Origin of the sequence: Actinomyces denticolens (genome assembly GCF_002072185.1) — a bacterium.
Classification (GTDB): domain Bacteria; phylum Actinomycetota; class Actinomycetes; order Actinomycetales; family Actinomycetaceae; genus Actinomyces; species Actinomyces denticolens.
On sequence record NZ_MVIW01000012.1, the window covers coordinates 52,326 to 72,492 of the forward strand.

General features: G+C 71.5%; 17 protein-coding genes, 3 tRNA genes and 1 pseudogene. 13 read left to right on the top strand and 8 right to left on the bottom strand.

Features of this window, described 5'->3' with window-relative positions; genetic code table 11:
• Positions 1-3 precede the first annotated feature (3 nt).
• The 3 genes from B1H55_RS04975 to B1H55_RS04985 all read left to right on the top strand — a co-directional run bounded on the left by B1H55_RS04975 (position 4) and on the right by B1H55_RS04985 (position 2,645).
• A complete protein-coding gene (locus B1H55_RS04975) occupies positions 4-1,467 on the top strand; it encodes a DUF1501 domain-containing protein (RefSeq protein ID WP_073453411.1) in 1,464 nt (487 codons plus the stop codon).
• A 30-nt stretch (positions 1,468-1,497) separates the two neighbouring features.
• Positions 1,498-1,989: a peptide deformylase gene (locus tag B1H55_RS04980; RefSeq protein WP_073453408.1), complete on the top strand. Its 492-nt coding sequence runs from the start codon at positions 1,498-1,500 to the stop codon at positions 1,987-1,989.
• Positions 1,990-2,144: 155 nt separating this feature from the next.
• Complete coding sequence (locus tag B1H55_RS04985; RefSeq protein WP_073453406.1) at positions 2,145-2,645, top strand: DUF3145 domain-containing protein; 501 nt, start codon at positions 2,145-2,147, stop codon at positions 2,643-2,645.
• 11 nt (positions 2,646-2,656) lie between these two features.
• Here the strand turns inward: B1H55_RS04985 and B1H55_RS04990 are convergent, their stop codons facing one another.
• The 3 genes from B1H55_RS04990 to B1H55_RS05000 form a co-directional block, all read right to left on the bottom strand.
• The gene (locus B1H55_RS04990) at positions 2,657-3,943 is read right to left on the bottom strand and encodes a beta-ketoacyl-[acyl-carrier-protein] synthase family protein (RefSeq protein WP_077241024.1); all 1,287 of its coding nucleotides are present in this window, start codon (positions 3,941-3,943) and stop codon (positions 2,657-2,659) included.
• Positions 3,944-3,947: 4 nt separating this feature from the next.
• Positions 3,948-4,208 (bottom strand): acyl carrier protein, encoded by a 261-nt coding sequence (locus B1H55_RS04995; RefSeq protein ID WP_077241025.1) that lies wholly within the window; start codon positions 4,206-4,208, stop codon positions 3,948-3,950.
• 107 nt (positions 4,209-4,315) lie between these two features.
• Complete coding sequence (locus B1H55_RS05000) at positions 4,316-5,536, bottom strand: PucR family transcriptional regulator (RefSeq protein WP_073453400.1); 1,221 nt, start codon at positions 5,534-5,536, stop codon at positions 4,316-4,318.
• Between the two features lie 120 nt (positions 5,537-5,656).
• On the opposite strand from B1H55_RS05000, the gene aspA reads away from it, so the two are divergent.
• The gene (gene aspA, locus B1H55_RS05005; protein ID WP_073453502.1) at positions 5,657-7,153 is read left to right on the top strand and encodes an aspartate ammonia-lyase; all 1,497 of its coding nucleotides are present in this window, start codon (positions 5,657-5,659) and stop codon (positions 7,151-7,153) included.
• 113 nt (positions 7,154-7,266) lie between these two features.
• On the opposite strand, the gene aceE is transcribed toward aspA, so the two are convergent.
• Positions 7,267-10,026, bottom strand: a complete 2,760-nt coding sequence (gene aceE / locus B1H55_RS05010; protein ID WP_077241026.1) for a pyruvate dehydrogenase (acetyl-transferring), homodimeric type — start codon at positions 10,024-10,026, stop codon at positions 7,267-7,269.
• Between the two features lie 352 nt (positions 10,027-10,378).
• Here aceE and B1H55_RS05015 point away from each other — a divergent pair, with 352 nt between their 5' ends.
• The 5 genes from B1H55_RS05015 to B1H55_RS05035 all read left to right on the top strand — a co-directional run bounded on the left by B1H55_RS05015 (position 10,379) and on the right by B1H55_RS05035 (position 13,937).
• Positions 10,379-10,783: a DUF3052 domain-containing protein gene (locus tag B1H55_RS05015; RefSeq protein WP_073453396.1), complete on the top strand. Its 405-nt coding sequence runs from the start codon at positions 10,379-10,381 to the stop codon at positions 10,781-10,783.
• Positions 10,784-10,824: 41 nt separating this feature from the next.
• Positions 10,825-10,897 (top strand) — tRNA-Val (locus B1H55_RS05020).
• A 443-nt stretch (positions 10,898-11,340) separates the two neighbouring features.
• Complete coding sequence (locus B1H55_RS05025; protein ID WP_077241027.1) at positions 11,341-12,192, top strand: VldE C-terminal domain-containing protein; 852 nt, start codon at positions 11,341-11,343, stop codon at positions 12,190-12,192.
• 171 nt (positions 12,193-12,363) lie between these two features.
• Complete coding sequence (locus B1H55_RS05030) at positions 12,364-13,047, top strand: ElyC/SanA/YdcF family protein (RefSeq protein ID WP_157750266.1); 684 nt, start codon at positions 12,364-12,366, stop codon at positions 13,045-13,047.
• 5 nt (positions 13,048-13,052) lie between these two features.
• Entirely contained in the window at positions 13,053-13,937 is an 885-nt protein-coding gene (locus tag B1H55_RS05035) for a Sir2 family NAD-dependent protein deacetylase (RefSeq protein ID WP_077241146.1), read from the top strand.
• Positions 13,938-13,997: 60 nt separating this feature from the next.
• Here the strand turns inward: B1H55_RS05035 and B1H55_RS05040 are convergent, their stop codons facing one another.
• Complete coding sequence (locus B1H55_RS05040) at positions 13,998-15,173, bottom strand: aminotransferase class I/II-fold pyridoxal phosphate-dependent enzyme (RefSeq protein WP_077241029.1); 1,176 nt, start codon at positions 15,171-15,173, stop codon at positions 13,998-14,000.
• Positions 15,174-15,349: 176 nt separating this feature from the next.
• On the opposite strand from B1H55_RS05040, the gene B1H55_RS05045 reads away from it, so the two are divergent.
• Both B1H55_RS05045 and B1H55_RS05050 read left to right on the top strand, forming a co-directional pair.
• Positions 15,350-15,440: transfer RNA gene (locus B1H55_RS05045), tRNA-Ile, on the top strand.
• A 34-nt stretch (positions 15,441-15,474) separates the two neighbouring features.
• A tRNA-Leu gene (locus tag B1H55_RS05050) sits at positions 15,475-15,559 on the top strand.
• A 261-nt stretch (positions 15,560-15,820) separates the two neighbouring features.
• Here B1H55_RS05050 and B1H55_RS05055 read toward each other — a convergent pair.
• Positions 15,821-16,417: a DM13 domain-containing protein gene (locus B1H55_RS05055; protein WP_073453380.1), complete on the bottom strand. Its 597-nt coding sequence runs from the start codon at positions 16,415-16,417 to the stop codon at positions 15,821-15,823.
• A 108-nt stretch (positions 16,418-16,525) separates the two neighbouring features.
• Positions 16,526-17,367 (bottom strand): annotated as a pseudogene (locus B1H55_RS05060) (CTP synthase); the annotation flags it as partial.
• Positions 17,368-17,514: 147 nt separating this feature from the next.
• Here B1H55_RS05060 and B1H55_RS05065 point away from each other — a divergent pair.
• Positions 17,515-18,411, top strand: coding sequence for a Nif3-like dinuclear metal center hexameric protein (locus B1H55_RS05065; RefSeq protein ID WP_073453374.1), 897 nt, complete (start codon positions 17,515-17,517; stop codon positions 18,409-18,411).
• Positions 18,412-18,455: 44 nt separating this feature from the next.
• The gene (locus tag B1H55_RS05070; RefSeq protein WP_073453372.1) at positions 18,456-19,190 is read left to right on the top strand and encodes a zinc ribbon domain-containing protein; all 735 of its coding nucleotides are present in this window, start codon (positions 18,456-18,458) and stop codon (positions 19,188-19,190) included.
• Between the two features lie 84 nt (positions 19,191-19,274).
• On the opposite strand, the gene B1H55_RS05075 is transcribed toward B1H55_RS05070, so the two are convergent.
• Entirely contained in the window at positions 19,275-20,069 is a 795-nt protein-coding gene (locus tag B1H55_RS05075; protein WP_077241030.1) for a YaaA family protein, read from the bottom strand.
• Positions 20,070-20,167: the final 98 nt, after the last annotated feature.

The following is a 20,167-nucleotide window of genomic DNA, read 5'->3' on the forward strand; positions in this document are numbered from 1 at the left end:
ACCATGGAGCGCTCAGATCCCAGGAGCCGCAAGACCCGCTTCACCCAGGGCGCCGCCCTCATGAGGGAGGACATCGTCACCCCCATGCACCACCACGACGAGGCCCAGGACGCCCTCCTGGTCGAGGTGGACGGGCGGACCGAGCACATGACCGGCTGCCAGGCCGACGGCTACGTCACCGAGAAGTACGATCTGCCCGAGCTCACGGAGGTCGACCACGTCGACGGCGGCCCCAGGAATGTCAAGCGCCGACACATCCTCGCCGGCGCGGCCGCGGGCTTCGGCGCGCTGCTGACGACCACCTCGATGCCCCGCTACTCCTTCGCGGCCCCCACGCCCGGGGGAGGGGACGAGCTTCTCGTCTGCGTGTTCATGCGCGGGGGCTTCGACGGCCTGTCCGCCGTCGTCCCCCTCAACGACCCCGCCTACTACGCGGCCCGATCCACGATCGCCGTGCGCGCCGAGCAGACGACGGCCCTCGACTCCAGCTGGGGCCTCAACAATCACATGAAGGCCCTCAAGCCCCTCTGGGACGCCGGTGAGATGGCCATCATCCAGGGCGCGGGCTCGCCGGACGTCTCCCGCTCGCACTTCACCGACCAGGTCACGGTGGAGCGCGCCGCGCCGGCATCAGTCCGCTCGGGCTGGCTCGGGCGCCACCTCCAGACCAAGTCCACGGACACGGGCACCTTCAGGGGCGTGAGCATCGGGACATCCACGGTCTTCTCCCTGACCACCAATAATCTCGACACCCTGGCGGTGTCCTCGATCGACGAGTTCGACCTGCAGGTCTGGGGCGGCGACGACATGAAGAGCCGTGTCCGGCGCGCTCTGGACGAGATGTACGGGGGCGTCGGCGGGGAGGCTCAGCGCTGCGCGCAGTCGGCCTTCGACGCCGCCAGCACACTCCAGCAGGTCCGTGCCTCCTACCCCAAGGACTCGTCGGCCGGCTACCCGGACTCGGACTGGGGCCGGGGGCTGGCCGAGATCGCCCGCATGGCGAAGGCCGGCGTGGGCATGGAGGTCGCCTGCATCGACATCGGCGACTGGGACATGCACTCCGGCCTCGGCCAGGCCTCCGATGAGCAGGCGTGGTTCTCCCGCCGCGCCCGCGACTTTGCCGACGGCCTGGCCGCGTTCCGAAAGGACCTGGGGGACAAGTGGGCGACGACGACGATCGTGACCATGAGCGAGTTCGGCAGGCGCGTCGCGGAGAACGGATCCGGCGGGCTCGACCACGGCCAGGGGAACACGATGTTCGTCATGGGCGGGGGAGTCAAGGGCGGCCGCGTCCTGGGCTCGGTCCCGAGCCTGGTGGACTCCAACCTCTCCCTGGGGGATGTCCCGATCACCCTGGACTACCGGCAGGCCCTGTCCGAGATCGTGGCGAACAAACTCGGCAACAAGGCCTCCGTGGCGGAGGTCTTCCCCGGCTTCACGCCGGGGACCCCGCTGGGCATCGTCTGAGGGGCGCGGCGGCCGTGAGAGGATGGGCTCATGGCATACCGCGAGATCCGCATCATCGGCGACCCGGTCCTGCGCACGGAGTGCGCGTGGATCACCGACATTGACGACTCCGTGAAGTCGCTCGTGGAGGACCTCCTCGAGACGGTCGATGAGGATGGCCGCGCGGGGCTGGCCGCCAACCAGATCGGCGTCGGCCTGCGAGCCTTCTCCTGGAACATCGACGGCGAGATCGGCTACATCCTCAACCCCCGCCTCGATGAGCTCGTCTGGGACGAGTACCAGGACGGCGACGAGGGCTGCCTGTCGGTGCCGGGCCTGTGGTACCCCACCAAGCGCGCCTGGTACGCGCGCGCCACCGGCATCGACCTCGACGGCAAGGAGATCGTCGTCGAGGGCGAGGAGCTCATGGGCCGCTGCCTGCAGCACGAGTGCGACCATCTCGAGGGCCACCTCTACCTGGATCGCCTGGATCGCAAGAACCGGGCCCGCGCCATGAGGGAGCTGCGCGAGCAGGGGCTGTGAGCCCGATCAACCCCGCGGGCGAGCCGCCTTGAGCGCGGGCCCGCATCCTGGCATGATTCAAGAGCACGCCGCGTGCATCATGATGACCGCCCTGGAATCACTTGGCGAGATCGTTGGGGAAGACGACCCTCGACCAATCCAGGAGGCTGTTGATCGTGAACGGTGGTTACACCCGCGGTGTACTTTTCGTGCACTCCGCCCCCCGGGCGCTGTGCCCGCATATCGTCTGGGCGGCTCAGAACGCCCTGGGCACCGAGCTCCACCTCGACTGGACCGAGCAGCCTGCCGCTCCCGGCATGATGCGCGCCGAGACCAGTTGGGTGGGGCGGGTCGGCATGGGCGCGGTCCTCGCCTCCGCCCTGCGGGGGTGGGCCAACCTGCGCTACGAGGTGACGGAGGACGCCAGTCCCGGCTCCGACGGAGGGCGCTGGTCGCACACCCCGGACCTCGGGATCTTCCACGCCCAGACCGATGTCCACGGCAATGTCGTCGTCCCCGAGGACCGCATCCGCGCCGCCCTCCAGTACGCCTCGCAGCCCGAGGCCATGAGGCGGCACCTCGACCTCGCCCTGGGCCAGGCCTGGGACGATGAGCTCGAGCCCTTCCGCTACGCGGGCTCCGGCGCCCCCGTGCGCTGGCTTCACCGGGTCGGCTGAAGGGCCCGCGGTCAGGGCCGGCGCAGCACGAGGGCTGCGTTGTGCCCGCCGAACCCGAAGGAGGTCGACGCGGCGCTGCTCAGCCCCGGCGCCTCGCGACCATCCGGGCCGACGACGGCGAGCCCCAGCCCGGTGATCTCGGGATCGATCCCGCCGGGCAGCAGCGTGGGCGGCAGGAACCCGTCGACGATCGCCATGACGGCCAGCACCGCCTCCAGGCCACCGGCGCCACCGAGCAGGTGCCCGGTGGCTGATTTCGTGGCGCTGAGCGCCGCGCCGGGGGCCACTCGGGCGATCATCCGCGCCTCGACGATATCGCCCGCGGGCGTGGATGTGGCGTGGGCGTTGATGTGACCCAGCTCCTCCGGGACGAGGCCGGCACGGGCCAGGGCCAGGCGCAGGGCGCGCTCCTGCTGCGCGCCGGTGGGATCGGGGCGCGCGACATCCACGGCGTCGGCGGTGACGGCGCTGCCCGAGAGGCGCGCGAGAGGACGGGCTCCCCGGGCGCGCGCATGCTCGGCCGACTCCAGGACGACGACTCCCGCCCCCTCGCCCAGGACGAATCCATCGCGATCCGCCGCCAGGGGGCGCGAGGCCCCGGGAGGATCGTCGTTGCGCGTGGACAGGGCCCGCATGGCGGCGAAGGCGGCCACGGTCATGGGATGCAGCGCGGCATCGGTCCCCCCTGCCAGCACCACGTCCGCGCGCCCCAGGCCGATGAGGTCGGCGCCGTGGGCGATCGCCTCGGCGCCGGAGGCGCAGGCGGCCACGGGGGAGTGGATGCCCGCCCTCGCCCCGAGCTCGATACCGACGGCGACCGCCGGCGCATTGGGCATGAGCGCGGGCACCGCCGTGGGCGCCACCCTGCGGGGACCGCGCTCCCGCAGTGCGTCCCAGGCCTCCATGACGGAGAGCACCGGGCCCATTCCGGGCGCGAGGGAGACCGCCAGCCGCTCCTGGTCGACCTCGGGGGATCCCGCCTGGGCCCAGGCCTCGCGGGAGGCGATGAGTGCCAGCTGACTGGCGCGGTCGAGTCGGCGCAGCTCCCGGAGGCTCAGGACCCCGGCGGGCTCGACGGCCAGAGGCGCGGCGATGCGCACCGGCAGGGCCATGCCGACATCGTCGGCCCAGTCGTCGGCGATCGCCCGGACGGCGCAGGCGCCCGAGCGCAGCGCGCGCCAGGTGCTCGCCACATCCCCGCCCAGCGGCGTCGTGGCGCCCAGCCCGGTGATGACGACCTCCCTGGCCGGATCACCGCCCGGCCCCGGCCCCGCCGGTCGAGGAGCTGTTCCGGGCACGGGGTCAGGCCCTGCGCGCCATGACGTGCTCGGCGAGGGCGCCCACGGTCGGCAGCGCGGGGATGAGCGCGTCGTCGAGAGTGACCCCGAGGCGCTCCTCGACCTGCGTGGCGATGGTGAGCAGCCCCAGGGAGTCGATGGCGAGGTCGTCGTCGGCGAAGCGCGAGTCGCTGGTGATCAACTCGGGCGCCACGTCGGCCTCCTCGGCCGTGAGCTCGATGATGACGTCCAGGACGTCGGTGGCCTGCTCGTCGTCGTCGGCCATGGTGGTCTCCTTGATGGGTCGGGGCGGCGCGGGCCGCCGGATGAGTGGGATCGTGGTCCAGTAGGGCAGTGGGAGGGCGCAGGGATGGCAGGGGCTGATCGCGGGGGCTAGAGGCGCGACGCGGCGGCGAGTCGGCCGACGAGCACGGCCATGTGGAGCATGAGCCCATCACGGGGGTTCGTGGCGTCCCAGCCGACCTGCTCGCTCACCCTGCCCAGGCGGTAGCGGACGGTGTTGGCGTGGACGAACAGGGCTCTCGCCGTCGCCTCCAGGCTCCCACCGAGCGCCAGGTAGGTGGCGACGGTCTCCTCGAAGGGGGCGCCCATGGCGTGGAGGGGCTGATGGACGAGGGCGAGAATGCGCTCGTGGGCGAGCTCATCGCCGGACAGCAGGCGCTCGGGGAGGAGGTCGTCGGCGCGCACGGGGTTGGGGGCCTCGGCCCAGCCGGGCAGTGCCCGCAGCCCGGCCAGTGCCGAGCGCAGGGACATCCCCGCGTGATCGACCTCGGCCACCACGGGGCCCACCACGGTGGGGCCGTCGAGGGGCGCGGCGATCTCCAGCGCGATCTCATCGACGCCGCGCTCGGCGCGGCCCTCCCGGCCGGGCTGGACGTGCTGGCCGGGAGGGCCGGCCGGATCGTCGGGCGCCTGCGGGGAGGCGCCGCCCAGGATGATGATGACCGAGTCGCCGCGCACCGAGACGAGGCAGTCCTCGGCCTGAGCCCGGCAGGCATGGCGCAGGCGGGAGGTGGCGATCGCATCCAGGGCCGTCCTCGATGCGATGGCGACGACGGGGCCGCGATGGGTCCAGCCGGCAGAGCCGGCGCGCGTGGCCGCCTCCGTAGGAGTGCCGTGGAGCATGGAGTCCACGGCCACCGACTCCAGGCGCGCGTCCCAGGCGCCGCGGGCCTCGGCGGCCCGGGCGTAGACCTCGGCCGCGGCGAAGCCGACGTCGCGGCCGAAGGTGAGCACGAGGATCCGGACGGTGTCGTGATCCTGGGAGGGCACCGCCTGGGGCGCCTCCTCGACGACGACGTCGAGCACGGTGCGCACGAGGTCGAGGGTCTGGCCCAGGGTGATCGTGCCGGTGAGGGTCGCGGGGGCGACGGAGAAGATCTGGGAGGGCTTCGCCGCGCTCTCGGGTGCCTCGACGGAATCGACGAACATGGTCACGCCCAGGTGGGAGACGTTCTCGATCTGCTTGCGCGAGGCCTCGGGGAGGGTGCGGTACCAGGGATGGACGGCGCTGATGCGGTCGAGGGAGTGCTCGATGATCGTGTTCTGCGCCCGCCGGAGGGCCGCGACAGACGCCTCGCTCAACTCGTCCATGAGCAGATGCTACCCAGTGCGAGGCCGCCAGGGATAATGTGGAGCACCCGATTGAGGCGCGATGGGGCGGGGAACGGGACCCACGCCGTCGGCCCCGAGATCCTGATGGAGGAGACAGACATGCGATCAGCGACTCGTACCGAGGTGGATCTCCTGGGATCGCGGGAGGTGCCCCTCGACGCCTACTGGGGCATCCACACGCTGCGCGCCATGGAGAACTTCCAGATCTCGGGGACCACCATCGGCGATGTCCCCGAACTCGTCCGGGGCATGGTTCAGGTCAAGAAGGCCTCGGCCCTGGCCAATTCCGAGCTCGGAACCCTGCCGCCCGAGCTCGCCGAGGCCATCCTGTGGGCCTGCGACGAGATCCTCGTGGGCGACCGGTGCATGGACCAGTTCCCCGTGGACGTCTTCCAGGGCGGTGCGGGCACCAGCCTCAACATGAACACCAACGAGGTGGTCGCCAACCTGGCCCTGGAGCACCTGGGCTACGCCAAGGGCCGCTACGACGTCGTCAACCCCAATGACCACGTCAACAAGTCCCAGTCGACCAACGACGCCTACCCCACCGGCTTCCGTCTCGGCCTCTACCAGGCCGTGGCGGGGATGGAGGCGGACCTGTGCGACCTCATCGACGCCTTCCTCGACAAGTCCCGCGAGTTCCACGACGTCCTGAAGATGGGGCGCACCCAGCTCCAGGACGCGGTTCCCATGAGCCTGGGGCAGGAGTTCAAGGCCTTCGCCGTCCTGCTCGACGAGGAGATCACGCGCCTCATGCACAACAGTGCGCTGCTCCTGGAGGTCAACCTGGGCGCCACCGCCATCGGCACCGGCCTCAACACGCCCCCCGGCTACCCCGAGACCGCCGTGCGCCACCTCAAGGAGGTGACGGGCCTGCCGGTGTCCGGGGCCCAGAACCTCCTGGAGGCCACGAGCGACACCGGCGCATACGTGTCCATGCACGCCACGATCAAGCGCCTGGCGGTCAAGCTCTCCAAGATCTGCAACGACCTGCGGCTGCTGTCCTCCGGCCCCCGCGCGGGCCTGGCGGAGATCCGCCTGCCCGAGCGCCAGGCGGGCTCCTCGATCATGCCCGCGAAGGTCAACCCCGTCATCCCGGAGGTGGTCAACCAGATCTGCTTCAAGGTGATCGGCAACGACCTCACGGTCACCATGGCCGCCGAGGCCGGCCAGCTCCAGCTCAATGTCATGGAGCCCGTCATCGGGCAGGCCGCCTTCGAGTCGATCCATCTGCTGCGCAGGGCGATGCGCATCCTGCGGGACCTGTGCGTCGTGGGCATCGAGGCCAATGAGGAGGTCTGCCGGCGCAACGTGCTCGACTCGATCGGCATCGTCACCTACCTCAATGAGGTGATCGGCCACCACAACGGGGATCTCGTGGGCCGCGAGTGCGCGCGCTCGGGGCGCTCCGTGCGCGAGGTCGTCCTGGAGATGGGTCTGCTGGAGGAGCCCGTCCTCGATGAACTCCTCAGCGCGGAGAACCTGCTGCGCCCCAAGTACCGCGACGCCCAGCACTACTCGGGCGCGGATCCCTCCGTCACCGCCGCCGAGGTCTCCGAGGCGGAGGAGGGCGCCGGCGTCCCGCAGGGGGCCTGAGCCGCCGCGCGGGCCGGACCCCCAGTCCCCGCTCCTCCCGCGGGCCGACGCGAGGGGCCCGGCTGGCGACGATCACCAGCCGGGCCCCTCTCGTCGGCCCGCAGGCGCCGCGTTCAGGCGTCGCCGCCGTCGGAACCGGAGGTGCCGGCGTTGACGTTGGTCAGGTCGTAGCGGGCGATGGCCTGGGCGACGACGTCGCGCCCGAGCTTGCCCTCATCGGCCAGCGCCTGCAGCGCCTTGACGACCACGGAGGCCGAGTCGATGAGGAAGAAGCGGCGCGCGGCAGGCCGGGTCTCGGAGAAGCCGAAGCCGTCCGCGCCGAGCGTGTGGTAGCTGCCCGGGACCCACTTGCGGATCTGGTCGGCGACGAGGTGGTCGTAGTCGCTCGTGGCGATGAAGGGGCCCTGCGCCTCCTGGAGGCGTGAGGTCACGAAGGGCACCCGCTGGGCGCCGGTGGGGTTGAGGAAGTTCTCCCTCTCCGCGGCCAGAGCGTCGCGGCGCAGCTCGTTCCATGAGGTGACGGACCAGGTGGAGGCGCGCACGCCCCAGTCCTCGGCGAGCACTCGGCGGGCCTCCTCGATCCAGGGCAGGCTCACGCCGGAGGCGAGGAGCTGAACCTCGGGGCCATCGCCGTCGGCGGGGCCGGACAGGCGGTGGATGCCCTTGATGATGCCCTCGACGTCCACGTCCTCCGGCTCGGCGGGCTGGCTGATCGGCTCGTTGTAGACGGTGAGGTAGTACATGACATCGCGGTTGCGCCCGGTCTCGGGCCCGTACCAGCGCTCGAGGGCGTCGCGCACGATGTGCCGGATCTCGTAGGCGTAGCCGGGGTCGTAGGTGACCACGGCCTCGTTCGTGGCGGAGATGAGCGGGGAGTGCCCGTCCATGTGCTGGGTGCCCTCGCCGGCCAGCGTGGTGCGACCGGCGGTGGCGCCCATGATGAATCCGCGCGTGAGCTGGTCGCCGGCGGCCCAGAACTGGTCCGCGGTGCGCTGGAAGCCGAACATCGAGTAGAAGATGTACACCGGGATCATCGGCTCGCCATGGGTGGCGTAGCTGGTGCCGACGACCTGGAACAGCGCGGCGGAGCCCGCCTCGTTGATACCGGTGTGCATGATCTGCCCGTCCGTGGACTCGCGGTAGGACAGCATCATCTCGGCGTCCACGGGCGTGTAGTTCTGGCCCTGGGTGTTGAAGATCTTCTTCGTGGGGAAGAGGGACTCCAGGCCGAAGGTGCGCGACTCGTCAGGGACGATGGGCACGATGCGCCGACCGATGCCGTCCTCCTTGATGAGTTCCTTGAGGAGCTGGACGAAGGCCATGGTGCTGGCGACCTCGCGCTTGCCCGAGCCGCCCTTGAGGGTGTCGTAGGGCCGGTCGCCGGGCAGCTGGATCTGCCTGGGGCTGTCGCGGCGCTCGGGCAGGAAGCCGCCGAGCTGGCGCCGGCGATCCATCATGTAGAGCAGGGCCGGGTCGTCCGCAGCGGGCCGGTAGTAGGGGGGCATCTTCGGGTTGGCCTCGAGCTGCTCGTCCGTGATCGGGATGTGCAGCCGGTCGCGCAGGCCCTTGAGGTCGTCCAGGGTCAGCTTCTTCATCTGGTGGGTGGCGTTGCGGCCCGCGAAGTGGGAGCCGAGCAGGTAGCCCTTGACCGTGTGCGCCAGGATGACCGTGGGCTGCCCCTTGTGCTCGGTGGCGGCCTTGTAGGCGGCGTACATCTTGCGGTAGTCGTTGCCACCGCGCTGGAGGGCCCAGATCTCCTCATCCGTCCAGTCCTTGACCAGGGCGGCGGTGCGCGGGTCGCGGCCGAAGAAGTGCTCGCGGACGTAGGCGCCGTCGTTGGCCTTGAAGGTCTGGTAGTCGCCGTCGAGCGTCTCCATCATGAGGTGCTCCAGGGCGTGGTCCTTGTCCGCGGCGAGGAGCTGGTCCCAGCCGCGTCCCCACAGGACCTTGATGACGTTCCATCCGGCGCCCTTGAAGGAGGCCTCGAGCTCCTGGACGATCTTCCCGTTGCCGCGCACCGGGCCGTCGAGGCGCTGGAGGTTGCAGTTGATGACGAAGGTGAGGTTGTCGAGCTGCTGGCTGGCGGCGAGCTGGAGCATGCCGCGCGACTCGGGCTCGTCCATCTCGCCGTCGCCCAGGAACGCCCAGGTGCGCTGCTGGCTGGTGTCCTTGATGCCGGCGCCCTGCAGATAGCGGTCGAACCAGGCCTGGTAGATCGCCTCGGCCGGGCCCAGGCCCATGGAGACCGTGGGGTACTCCCAGAAGTCCTCCATGCGGCGCGGGTGCGGGTAGGAGGGCAGGCCGCGGCCCTTGCCGCGCGCCGGGTGGGAGACCTCCTGGCGGAAGCCGTCGAGGTCGTCCTCGCTCAGGCGGCCCTCGATGTAGGCGCGGGCGTAGTTGCCGGGGGAGGCGTGGCCCTGGAAGAAGACGTGGTCCCCGCCGCCGGGGTGGTCCTTGCCGCGGAAGAAGTGGTTGAAGCCGACCTCGTAGAGGGTCGCGGTGGAGGCGTAGGAGGAGATGTGCCCGCCGACGCCGACCCCGGGGCGCTGGGCGCGGGTGACCATGACGGCGGCGTTCCAGCGCAGCCAGCGGCGGTAGGCGCGCTCCATCGACTCGTCGCCGGGGAAGTAGGGCTCATCCTCCACGGGGATGGTGTTGATGTAGGGCGTGGTGGTCTGCCCCGGGACCGCGACGTTCTTCTTGCGGGCCTCGGCGAGCATCGACAGCAGGATGAAGCGCGCGCGGGGGGCGCCCTTCTCCGCGATGAGGGCGTCGAGGGACTCGCGCCACTCCTGGGTCTCCTCGGGATCGTTGTCGTTGACCTTGGTCAGGAGGCCGTCGATGAGGGGGGTGGCATCGCTGGTGGGGCTCACGGAATCCTCTTCCTTGCGTCGTTCCGATGGATTGGAGGGCGCTGGCGGGCTGGGCGGCCCGGCGTCGCTCCTGCGCGCCCGGTGACCCGGTCCGCCGCGAGCCCAGGGTCGGCCCGCGTCCTGTTGGGCTCTAATCTACGGCGTCCGAAGGCGCTTCAGGACGGCCAAGGGGGAAAGAAGTCCCAAGCGGCCTGTGAGGTCGGGCACGTGGCGTGGCCCCGTCGGGGGCGCCGCGGCGCGCCGAGGAGCGGACATGCGCTTGCGCGGGCGGCCCTCATGCGCTGGGCTATGCACAGGCCCCACACGGGGGCCGGAGCAGGGGCGCTGAGCCCGGAAGGACGGTAGAGGGAAAGTGGCGAGCGCAGCGGGCGGGGCTTTCGGCTTCGCCTCCGGTCTCATCATCCAGGAGTTCGGGTACGACGACGATGTCGACCCGGCCCTGAGGCAGGCCGCCGAGGCTCTCACTGGCACGGAGCTGGTGGACGAGGACTACGAGGACGTGGCCGACTCCGCCATCGTGTGGTGGCGCGCCGACGACGGCGACATCGACGATCTGACGGACCTGCTCGTTGACGCGCAGGCCAACCTCGACGGCGATGGGATCATCTGGGTGCTCACGCCCAAGGCGCGCACGGCGGGCGCCGTGGCGGCGGGTGATGTCGAGGAGGCGGCGGCGACGGCGGGCATGCACGCCACGTCGACGGCCTCGATGGGCGATGCCTGGAGCGGCATCCGCATCTCCAGTCGGCGCCGCTGAGGCGCCGGGTGGCCGGGCGCCCCCCGAGCGGGGCGCCCCAGGGACCTGTAGCTCAGTCGGTAGAGCAACGCGCTTACACCGCGTCGGTCGTCGGTTCGAGTCCGGCCGGGTCCACCGAATCGTCGGCGCGAAGGAGCGGGGGACGGGGCTGGGAGCGCGCGTACGCAGTCCCGCAGCGCGGCGGCGATCGCTGGTGCGGCGACGCAGTGCGCCACGAATGCTCCCCACCTGGTCAGATATATGTGATATAGATCATATTTGAATAGGTTTCATTGAATGTGATGTCATGCATATAATGTTCCTATAAATCTCTGAATGAGGCCGACCGATGGCTAACGGGGCGTGAATCGGCGCTCGTCCTGCGGTCGCCCTGGGGTGAATGGGCGGGGCCGCTGTGCAATGGTGCTCGACGGCGCTCATCGCGCCGTCCCCGCATGCTTGTCGAAACGATGTGCTGGACAGACGAATACCGATGCCCGGCGCGCCGTGTTCAGCGCATCCTCGTACGCTCGCGCCGGGTCGACTTGGAACGGAGCGGGTCATGACGACGAGCAGGGATGAGGCAGGCGGCGATCGACCCTTTCAAGGGGACGGTCCTGGAGAAGATGGATGAAGGAGTCCAGGAGATCGTTCGTCGACTCCACGAGGCGATCAAGCGGAGTTCTCCTCCGGTGAGCAGCAAGCTCTGGGTGGGCTCTGGATATCGAACCGGCAGTAAGGAGCACCAATCCGGGAGGGCGATCGATATCGTCATCACCGCTGAAACGGGGATGAGACCGGATGCTCTCGAGGTGGAGGCCGGGCTGGCCTTCACGGACTGGATCGTCGAGCATGCGGATGAGCTGAAGGTCGAAGGGATCATCTTCAGCCGGAACCAGGCGGATCACCCTTGGTTCTGGGGCTACTCGCACCCCGGGGAGGGCTGGAGGGAGAGCACGGAAAAACGAAAGAATGTCTCTGACAATCATATCGACCATGTGCATATCCTCTTCAAGGAGGGTGCTACCTGGCCGGAATCCTTGAACGGCGTTCCCGTCGTCCCCCGGCCCGGCCTGCCGAATACTGGCGACGGCGGCGATGGGCCCCACATCGTGGACTCGGTCTCCGTCTCCCACCTCAAGGAGGCCCGGTACAGTGATCCGGACAAGGAGGGCACGCCCATCGGCCCCTACGGCAATGAGGTGTTCACCCTCGAGACCGCCCTGGCGAGGACCGAATGGCTCAAGTGGGAGTACGTCGACGGCCACTACGGCACCAGCACCGTTGGGGACGGCTCCTCCGGATACGGGGGCACCACCGGCTTCCAGCGCAAGCACACGGGAGCATCCGATCCTGATGGCTGGCTGGGCCCCAAGGAGCTCGCCACGCTCTTCGATCTGGCCGGGATGAGCATATCCGTCACATCCTGACCCATGATCCCCGACTCCGCCGGGAAGGCCTTGGGACAAGGCCCTGAGGCTTCGCACGGCCGGGGCGCGGCGCGCGCCGGTGGTCCACAGGCCCCGGCGCCGCCGTTACCTCCTGATGCCGCCTCCTCGCGCGTGCTTGCGCCTGCGCGCGGGGCCTCACAGGATGGTGCCGTGGGAGAGCGGAGGGCCCGTCATGAACCGGCTGCCGTGCGCGGGCCGCGCGAGCCTGGTCGGCAGGGCGGGCGCGGCAGGAGGATCGTCGTCGTCCTCGGGCACGCCGATGCCGGGCCGACCGCGGGTGGCGCCAACCGGCGACGCGCCAGGGCCGCCGTCGCCGCCCTGCGCCCCGGGGACCTGCTCATCTGCTCCGGAGGCCCCGTCGCCGGCGAGCGCCCCGAGGCGGAGATGCTCGCCGAGCACGCCCGCGGCCTCGGCTGGCGAGGTGCCACTCTGACTGAGACCGCCTCGCGCTCCACCTGGGAGAACATCGGCGCCCTGCCACCGCTCATCGGGGCCGCAGGCGGAGACGGCCCCATCATCCTCGTCTCCGACCCGCTCCACGCCGTCAAGGCCAGGCTCATCGCCAGGCGCCGATTCCCGGCCCTCGCGCGCCGGCTCGCCCCCATGCCCCCGCGCGTCGCAGCCCCGGCGCGCCCCGGACCGATGCGCACGGTGCTGGCCGCCGCCGACCTCGCCCTGACCATCGCCCTGCCCGCCTGGGCGCCGCGCTCGGCCACCGGGGCGGCCGGGATCCGAGCGCTCGGCGCCGCCGTGGCGCGACAATGGGGGAGTCGGCTCCCGTACCGTCGCGCGAGCGGAGCTGCGATGGAGCAGGGCAAGCAGGGGAGGGAATGACCAGCATGAGCAGGAGCACCACCGGGGAATCCGACCGGGTCGGCGCGGGCGACGACGGCGCCGCGCAGGAGATGCAAGCAGCCGAGGCGATCGCGGCGATCATCGAGGGACGGCGGACGCTCGTCGTCACCGGCGCGGGCATGTCCACCGATTCCGGGCTGCCCGACTACCGGGGTGTCGGCACCACTCCGATCGAGCCCGTCGATCTTCCCTCCTTCGCCGCCGACCCCGTCTGGTACCGCTGGCTCTGGTTCCGCAACGAGACCACGTGGCGCTCCCTGGAGGCCCTGGAGCCCAACGCCGGGCACCGCGCTCTGGCGCGCCTCGAGGCCGCCGGCGCGATCATGGGCGTGGCCACTCAGAACGTCGACCGTCTCGACGCCCGTGCCGGCGTGCGCAAGCTCTGGGAGCTCCACGGCTCCTACGACGCAGTGGTCTGCCTGCGCTGCGGGGCGCGGAGCACCCGCGCCGAGGTCTCCGAGCGCCTACGGGCCCTCAACCCGGGCCTGATCGAGGACCTCGACCCCATGCACCTGGAGATCACCCCCGAGGCGCGCCGCGCCGAGGCGGAGGCCTGCGACTTCCGGACTGTCGACTGCGAGGCCTGCGGTGGCCTGCTCAAGCCGGGCATCGTCATGTTCGGCGAGGGCCTGCCCGAGGAGGCGATGGAGGGCGCGCTCGCCGCAGCGCGCGAGTGCGAGGCGGTCATCGTGGCCGGGACGAGCCTGGCAGTCTCCACCGGAATGTGGGTGGTCCAGTCCGCGCTGGCCGGCGGCGCGAGTCTCATCGTCATCAACCGCGGGCGCACCCAGGCCGATCCAGTGGCGGAGGTCATCGTCGACGGCGGCTGCTCGCCCGTGCTGGCTGCCCTCGCCGACCGGCTCGCCTGAGGGGCGTGAGCCGGCCAGGGCGCGCCGACCACCAGGGCGCACCCGTCGATGGGCACGGCGTCACCCGAGGGAGCGGAGGAACTCGCTCAACCGCTCCAGGCCCTCGGCCAGCTCCTCTCGCGAGGCGGCGTAGGACAGGCGCACGTGCGTGCTCCCAGTGGAGGCCGCGAAGTCAAGGCCCGGGGTGAGGGCCACATGCGCCTCCTCCAGCGCTCTCATGCAGAAGTCCCAGGACGACAGGCCCGTGCCGGAGACGTCGAAGTACACGTAGAAGGCGCCGTCGGGCGCCACGGGCACCGGCAGGCCGAGGCGCTCCAGCCCTCCGATGACGATCCGACGGCGGGCCAGCAACTCGGTGCGCCGCTGCTCGCACACCGCCAGTGACTCCGGCGTGAAGGCGGCCAGTGCGGCGATCTGCGCGGGCGCGGAGGCGCACAGGAAGAAGTTGACCGCCAGGTTCTCCGCCGCCTGGGCGAGGCCCTCGGGCAGGACCGCCCAACCCAGCCGCCACCCCGTCATCCCGAAGTACTTCGAGAAGCTCGAGATGACGACGGCCTCCGGGTCGTGCTCCAGGACGGTGCGCGCGGGCCGGCCGTCCGCGGTGCCGTCGGCCAGGCCCAGGTAGATCTCGTCGACGATCCTCCAGGCCCTCCGCTCGGCGGCGAGGTCGCAGATGGCGGCGAGCTCGCCGAAGGGGATGGAGGCGCCCGTGGGGTTCGACGGCGTGGCGATCATGACAGCGCTCGTCGCCGGGGTCCAGGCCGCCTCCACCCCGGCCAGGTCCAGTTGGAAGCGGCTGGACGGCGTCGTCGGCACGAGGACGCAGCGGCCACCGGCGGCATCCACGAGCTCCCGGTTGCAGGGGTAGGACGGGTCCGCGATGAGGACGTCGTCCCCATCGTCGACGGTGGCCAGGGTCGTCAGGAGGAGCGCTGAGGAGGCGCCGTTGGTGATGATGATGCGGGCGGGATCCACGACGACGCCGTGGCGGTCGCGGTAGAGGCCGGCGATGGCCTCGCGCAGGGCCGGCAGTCCCATGGCGGGCGTGTAGGGGAGCGGGCGGCCGTCCATCGCCTCCCTCATGGCCTCTCGCACGGCCGGGGGAGCGCCGAAGGAGGGCTCTCCCAGGCTCAGCTTCGCGATCCGGTGCCCGGCGGCCTCGAGCTCCTGGGCGCGGGCGCCGATCGACATGGCGTGGAAGGGCGGGGCGTCGACGGCGCGTCGGGCGAGCTTCATCGTTCTCTCCAACGATCGGGGTGGGTATCGGGGCGCGAGGGCGCGGGCGATGGGCGCGCTTCCGCGCCCGGCCACAGCGTAGGCCGACGTCCCGGGGCGACTGGCCCGGTCATCCGCATGTGGACAGGGGGTCATCACTGGTAGCCTCGCTCAGGCGCGGGCCCCGCCCGCCACCGGCCCCCATAGCTCAGCGGTTAGAGCAGCGAGCTTATACCTCGTCCGTGCCTGATAAGCACAAGGTCCCGGGTTCGAATCCCGGTGGGGGTACCGCACCGCGGCCCGGCCCATGGGGCCGCGGCTCGCCCCCGTGGTGGAACCGGTAGACACAGCGGCCTTAAAAGCCGATGCCGCGAGGCGTGCGGGTTCGAGTCCCGCCGGGGGCACCACGACTCCCCTATACGAACCCGCACCAAGCGGACTCGGCGCGGGAGCGGTGTCAATCCTGCTGCCGTGGGCGGGTCGGCGGCTCGGCGGCCCCTGCGCGATCGGCGGAACCCCAACGGTCGTCGTCGGCCTCCTCGCGCGGATCCACTCCCACGGCAGCAGAATTGACAGAATTGACACTGAGGGCCTGAGGGGGTTGGGACCCGGGAGGCTCGGGAGGCCGAAGCCCGCGTCCGCCTGTCAGCACCCGCCCCTGCGCGTTCTCACGCGGCGGTCAGCTCGGCGGCGCCGAAGGAGACGTCGAAGTCGTCGCACCACAGAACCACGCTCGTCCACGCGCTCAGGTCCGTCCCCGCGGGCAGGTCGTAGACCTGGTTGCCAAGATTCCCCTTGATCGGCGCCACGTCCAGATGCTCGTGGTCCCCGGCCGTGAACCAGCCGTCCTTGCCCTCGATCACCGGCGCAGCGCTCAGCCACACCCGCACGTCCGGGCCGTTCGACGTCGCGAGGTCCTCCAGCACCAACTGATGCGAGCCGTCCGGATTGCGCAGCACGCGCGCCGTCCCACTCGTCGAGTGCTCGTGGGAGATGAACGAGCCGCTCGCCACCTGAACGGGCCCCTGCGGCGCGGGCGCGTCGGTGGCACCGCCGACGCTGTCCGCCCCCGTCGCCCCGCCCGACTCCGCCTGGGGCGCCGCATCCGCCGTCGCCACCGAGAAGACGGGGATCTCATCATCCACGGTACGGTCGATGAACAGCAGCCACGGCTTGAACACGGCCAGGCCGACGCCGGCGGCGGCCAGGAAGACCACGGTCAGGGAGACCACGAGGCGCTTGTGTCGGGAAAGGAATCGGGGCATGTCGGTTAACTCCTCGGAGCGATAGGGCCCAGTGCCGTGCACTGGACGTCGATAAGGTTCGCCTTATCAACGCGTCCGGACTCCGGAATCATTGCCGCTGGACGTATGGCGCTCCTCACGCCTTGCGATGACCTGCCTGGCTCCGTAGGCCCGAGCGACCAGCGATCCCCCGGCCAGGACCGCCGGGTAGGCACCGAGGCGCATCGTGCCGCCCGGGCCGCCGTCCCCGGTGACGAACTCGCACTGCGCCTCCATCGGCGTGACCACGGGATCGGGCGTCTCCGGCTCCTTCTCCGCGCACGCCGAAGCCGCCCGGCACCACCACGGCATCGACCCCCGCCAGCGCCCGCTGCGCACCCTCGGGCGTCTCGCAGGTGCCCGAGGCGATCCAGCGGATGTCCACCCGGGCGTCGCAGGTGAAGCCCGCATGGCGGATCGCCTCGGAGACCGACGGATAGGCGTCGTGGAGATCGATGTGCTTGCCGACCAGCGCCACCTCCAGACGGTGCGAGGGGTTGTGGACCCGCTCGCGCAGGCCGTTCCACTCCGTCCAGTCGGCATCGCGGAGGGTCAGGCCCGGGCGTTGGACCAGGAAGGTGTCCATGCCCCCGCGGTGCAGAGTGGGCGGGACCTCGTAGATGCTCGAGGCGTCCGCGCACTCCACGACCGCCTCACGGGCCGCATCGCACATGAGCCACAATGCCCTTGATCCCCTCGGGCAGGGGGCGGTCCGTGCGCTGCACGAGGGCATCGGGCGCGATGCCGATGGAGCGCAGCGCCGCCACCGAGTGCTGGGTCGGCTTGGTCTTGAGTTCGCCCGCCGCCTCCAGGAAGGGCTGGGACTCGATATCGCCGACGGTCCCGCCGATCTCGGTGATGATGACATCGGGCTTGTTCCCCTCGGCGTCCGGCTGCGCCTGGGCGCGCATGACCCGCTTGATCTCATCGGTATGACTGGTTCGCGCTGGAGCGCGGGCTGCTGCTCATCATGGGCCTCCGGCGTACGACGACGGCGCCGCGCCCCATGCGCGCGGCCGCCCCGCAGGACGCCCGCCCCCTGGTGCGGCCGCCCGGCGTCATGCGACTAGCCTTGACTCATGATCGATTCGCCGCTCCGCCAGCGACCCACCGCCGGGGAGGACCCCTCGGCCGCGGAGGCGCTGACCGTCGCCGACGTCGTCGCCCTCGTCGAGGCCGCCGCCCCGCCCAGCCTGGCCGAGTCCTGGGACTCCAACGGGCTCATCTGCGGGGACCCCGAGGCTCCCGTGGCCTCGATCCTGCTCGCCGTGGACCCCGTCGCCTCCGTCGTCGACGAGGCCATTGAGCGCGGCGCCGACATGATCATCACCCACCACCCCCTCTACCTGCGCGGAACCGACCACGTGGCCGCCACCGACCCCAAGGGTCGCGTCATCCACCGCCTCATCCGCTCCGGCATCGCCCTGCTCAATGCCCATACCAGCCTCGACGCCGCCCACGGCGGCGTCGCTGCGGCGCTGGCGGCCTCCATCGGCCTGCTCGGTGCGGTCCCGCTCGATCCCAGCCCCGCCGACCCCGCCCAGGGCATCGGGCGCATCGGCTCCCTGCCGGCGCCCACCCGCCTGCGCGACCTCGCCGAGGCCGTCGCCGCCGCCCTGCCCGACTCGCCGCCCGGCATTCTCATTGGCGGCGACCTAGACGCCACGGTGGAGACCATCGCCGTCTCCGGGGGAGCGGGGGACTCCCTCCTGACCCGGGCCCGCGAGGCCGGCGCGGACGTCTTCCTCACCGCTGACCTGCGCCACCACCCCGCCAGCGAGCACCTGGAGGCCGGGCGCCCCTACCTTATCTGCGGCACCCACTGGGCCACCGAGTGGGTGGGCCTGCCCCCGCTCGCCCAGCGGCTGGCCACCGCCGCCGAGCACGGCGGACGTAGACTCTTCACGCATGTCTCCACGATCTGCACCGACCCCTGGGCCATGCGCCTGAGCGCCAGCATCGCTCCAGTGAGCTGACGCCCCGCCCGCCCTCCCCACCCTCGACGACCGGAAGGACCCCCGTGACCAGCGCCCCCCTCGCCGAGCAGCGACTCCTCATCGACCTGCAGGACATCGACGCCGCACTCGCCAGGCTCGCGCACGAGCGGCGCGCCCTGCCCGTCCTGGCCCGCATCGAGGCGACCGTCGCCCGCCTCAAGGACAACAAGCGCTCCGCCCTGCTGGCCACCGCCGCCCTGGCCGAGGCCAAGCGGAGCGCCACCCACGCCGAGGACGAGGTCGGGCAGGTCGTTCGCCGAGCCTCCGCCCTGCGCGAGCGCCTGGCCGCGGGCAGTGACGCCGCCCGGGACCTGGCCGCCATCCAGGGGGAGATCGACCAGCTCGGACGGCGCCAGGCGGTTCTCGAGGACGCCCAGATCGCCGCCATGGAGGCCCTCGAGGCGGCCCAGGCCGAGTCCGACCGGCTCGGTGCTGAGGAGCAGGCCATCCGCGCCGCGGGCCGGGAACTGACCGCCGAGCGCGACGCCGAGTTCACGCGGATCGACGAGGAGACCGAGCGCCTGCGGGCCCGGCGCGATGAGCTCGCCGGCACCATCTCCGCCGCCCTCCTCGCCGACTACGACGCCGTGCGCGCCGCCACCGGGGGCCTGGGCGTCCTCGCTCTCCACGGGCACCGCCTTGAAGGCGGTTCCGTCGAGCTCAGCCCCGCGGAGCTCGCCCGCATCGACGCCGCGCCCGCCGACGCCGTCATCCACGCCGAGGAGAATGACGTCATCCTCGTGCGCATGGACATCTGAGCCGTCCCGGCTCCCGGGGGACCCTCGACACCCTGACCCGGGAATCGGGTCGGGGCGCCGTCGGCGCGCCCACCGGGCAGGGGCTCAGGCCATGACGAGGGTCAGGTCGCGGCGCCCCGAGCGGTCCGGGGCGGACAGTTCCGCGTCCGCCACGCCGGCCAGGCCAGCGCCCACCTCGGCCACGCCGCTCGCCGTCGACGGCGCACGGCCGTCGGCGCGCAGGGCGATGAGCTCCCCGGCCAGCAGGCCCCGCACGTGCTTGGCGTGGTGGGAGACCACCTGGCGCCGGCCCTGACGGAGCCGGACCGCCCGGATGCGGAGCAGCTCTCCGCCCCAGGAGCGATCCGGCTGCCAGGCGGCGGCATAGGTCGAGGAGCGGGCATCGACGACGAGCCCCGCCTCCTCGGCGATCGGCCCGAGGACGGCTGGGAGCCGCTCCTTCCAGAACGTGCCGAGCCTTCCGCATCCCGGCAGGGAGGCGCCCATCGCCAGGCGATGGTCGGGCAGCCGGTCCGTGGCCCGCACGGCGCCCCACAGGCCCGAGAGGATGACCACATGGCGCGACAGCGCCTCGGCCCCGCCCGGCGCGCCCGCCCCACCGAGGTTCGCGGCCGCGTAGAGCACGCCCGTGTACAGCTCATGGGCCGGCGCGCACGGGGCCTCGTCGAGGACGAGGTTGAGGGCGGCGTCCGCACTGGAGCGCGGGCCCAGGCCGAGAACCGCGGTGGCGTCCGCAGCGGAGCTCACCCGTGCCAGCTGATCCATCACCTCGCGGCGCGTGGCGGTGAGCCGGTCGGCCGCGAGCAGGGAGGACAGGTCGAGGCGCGGCCCGGAGCAGGGAGGGGTCTTGCCCTCGCTGGGAGGCAGGAGGATGAGCACTCGCACATGCTAGACGCTCTGCCCTCGCTCCCCGGCAGTTATGCTTGGTGCGCGGACGAGCCGACCGGGCGGCCGCGGTACCCCATGGGAGTCCATGC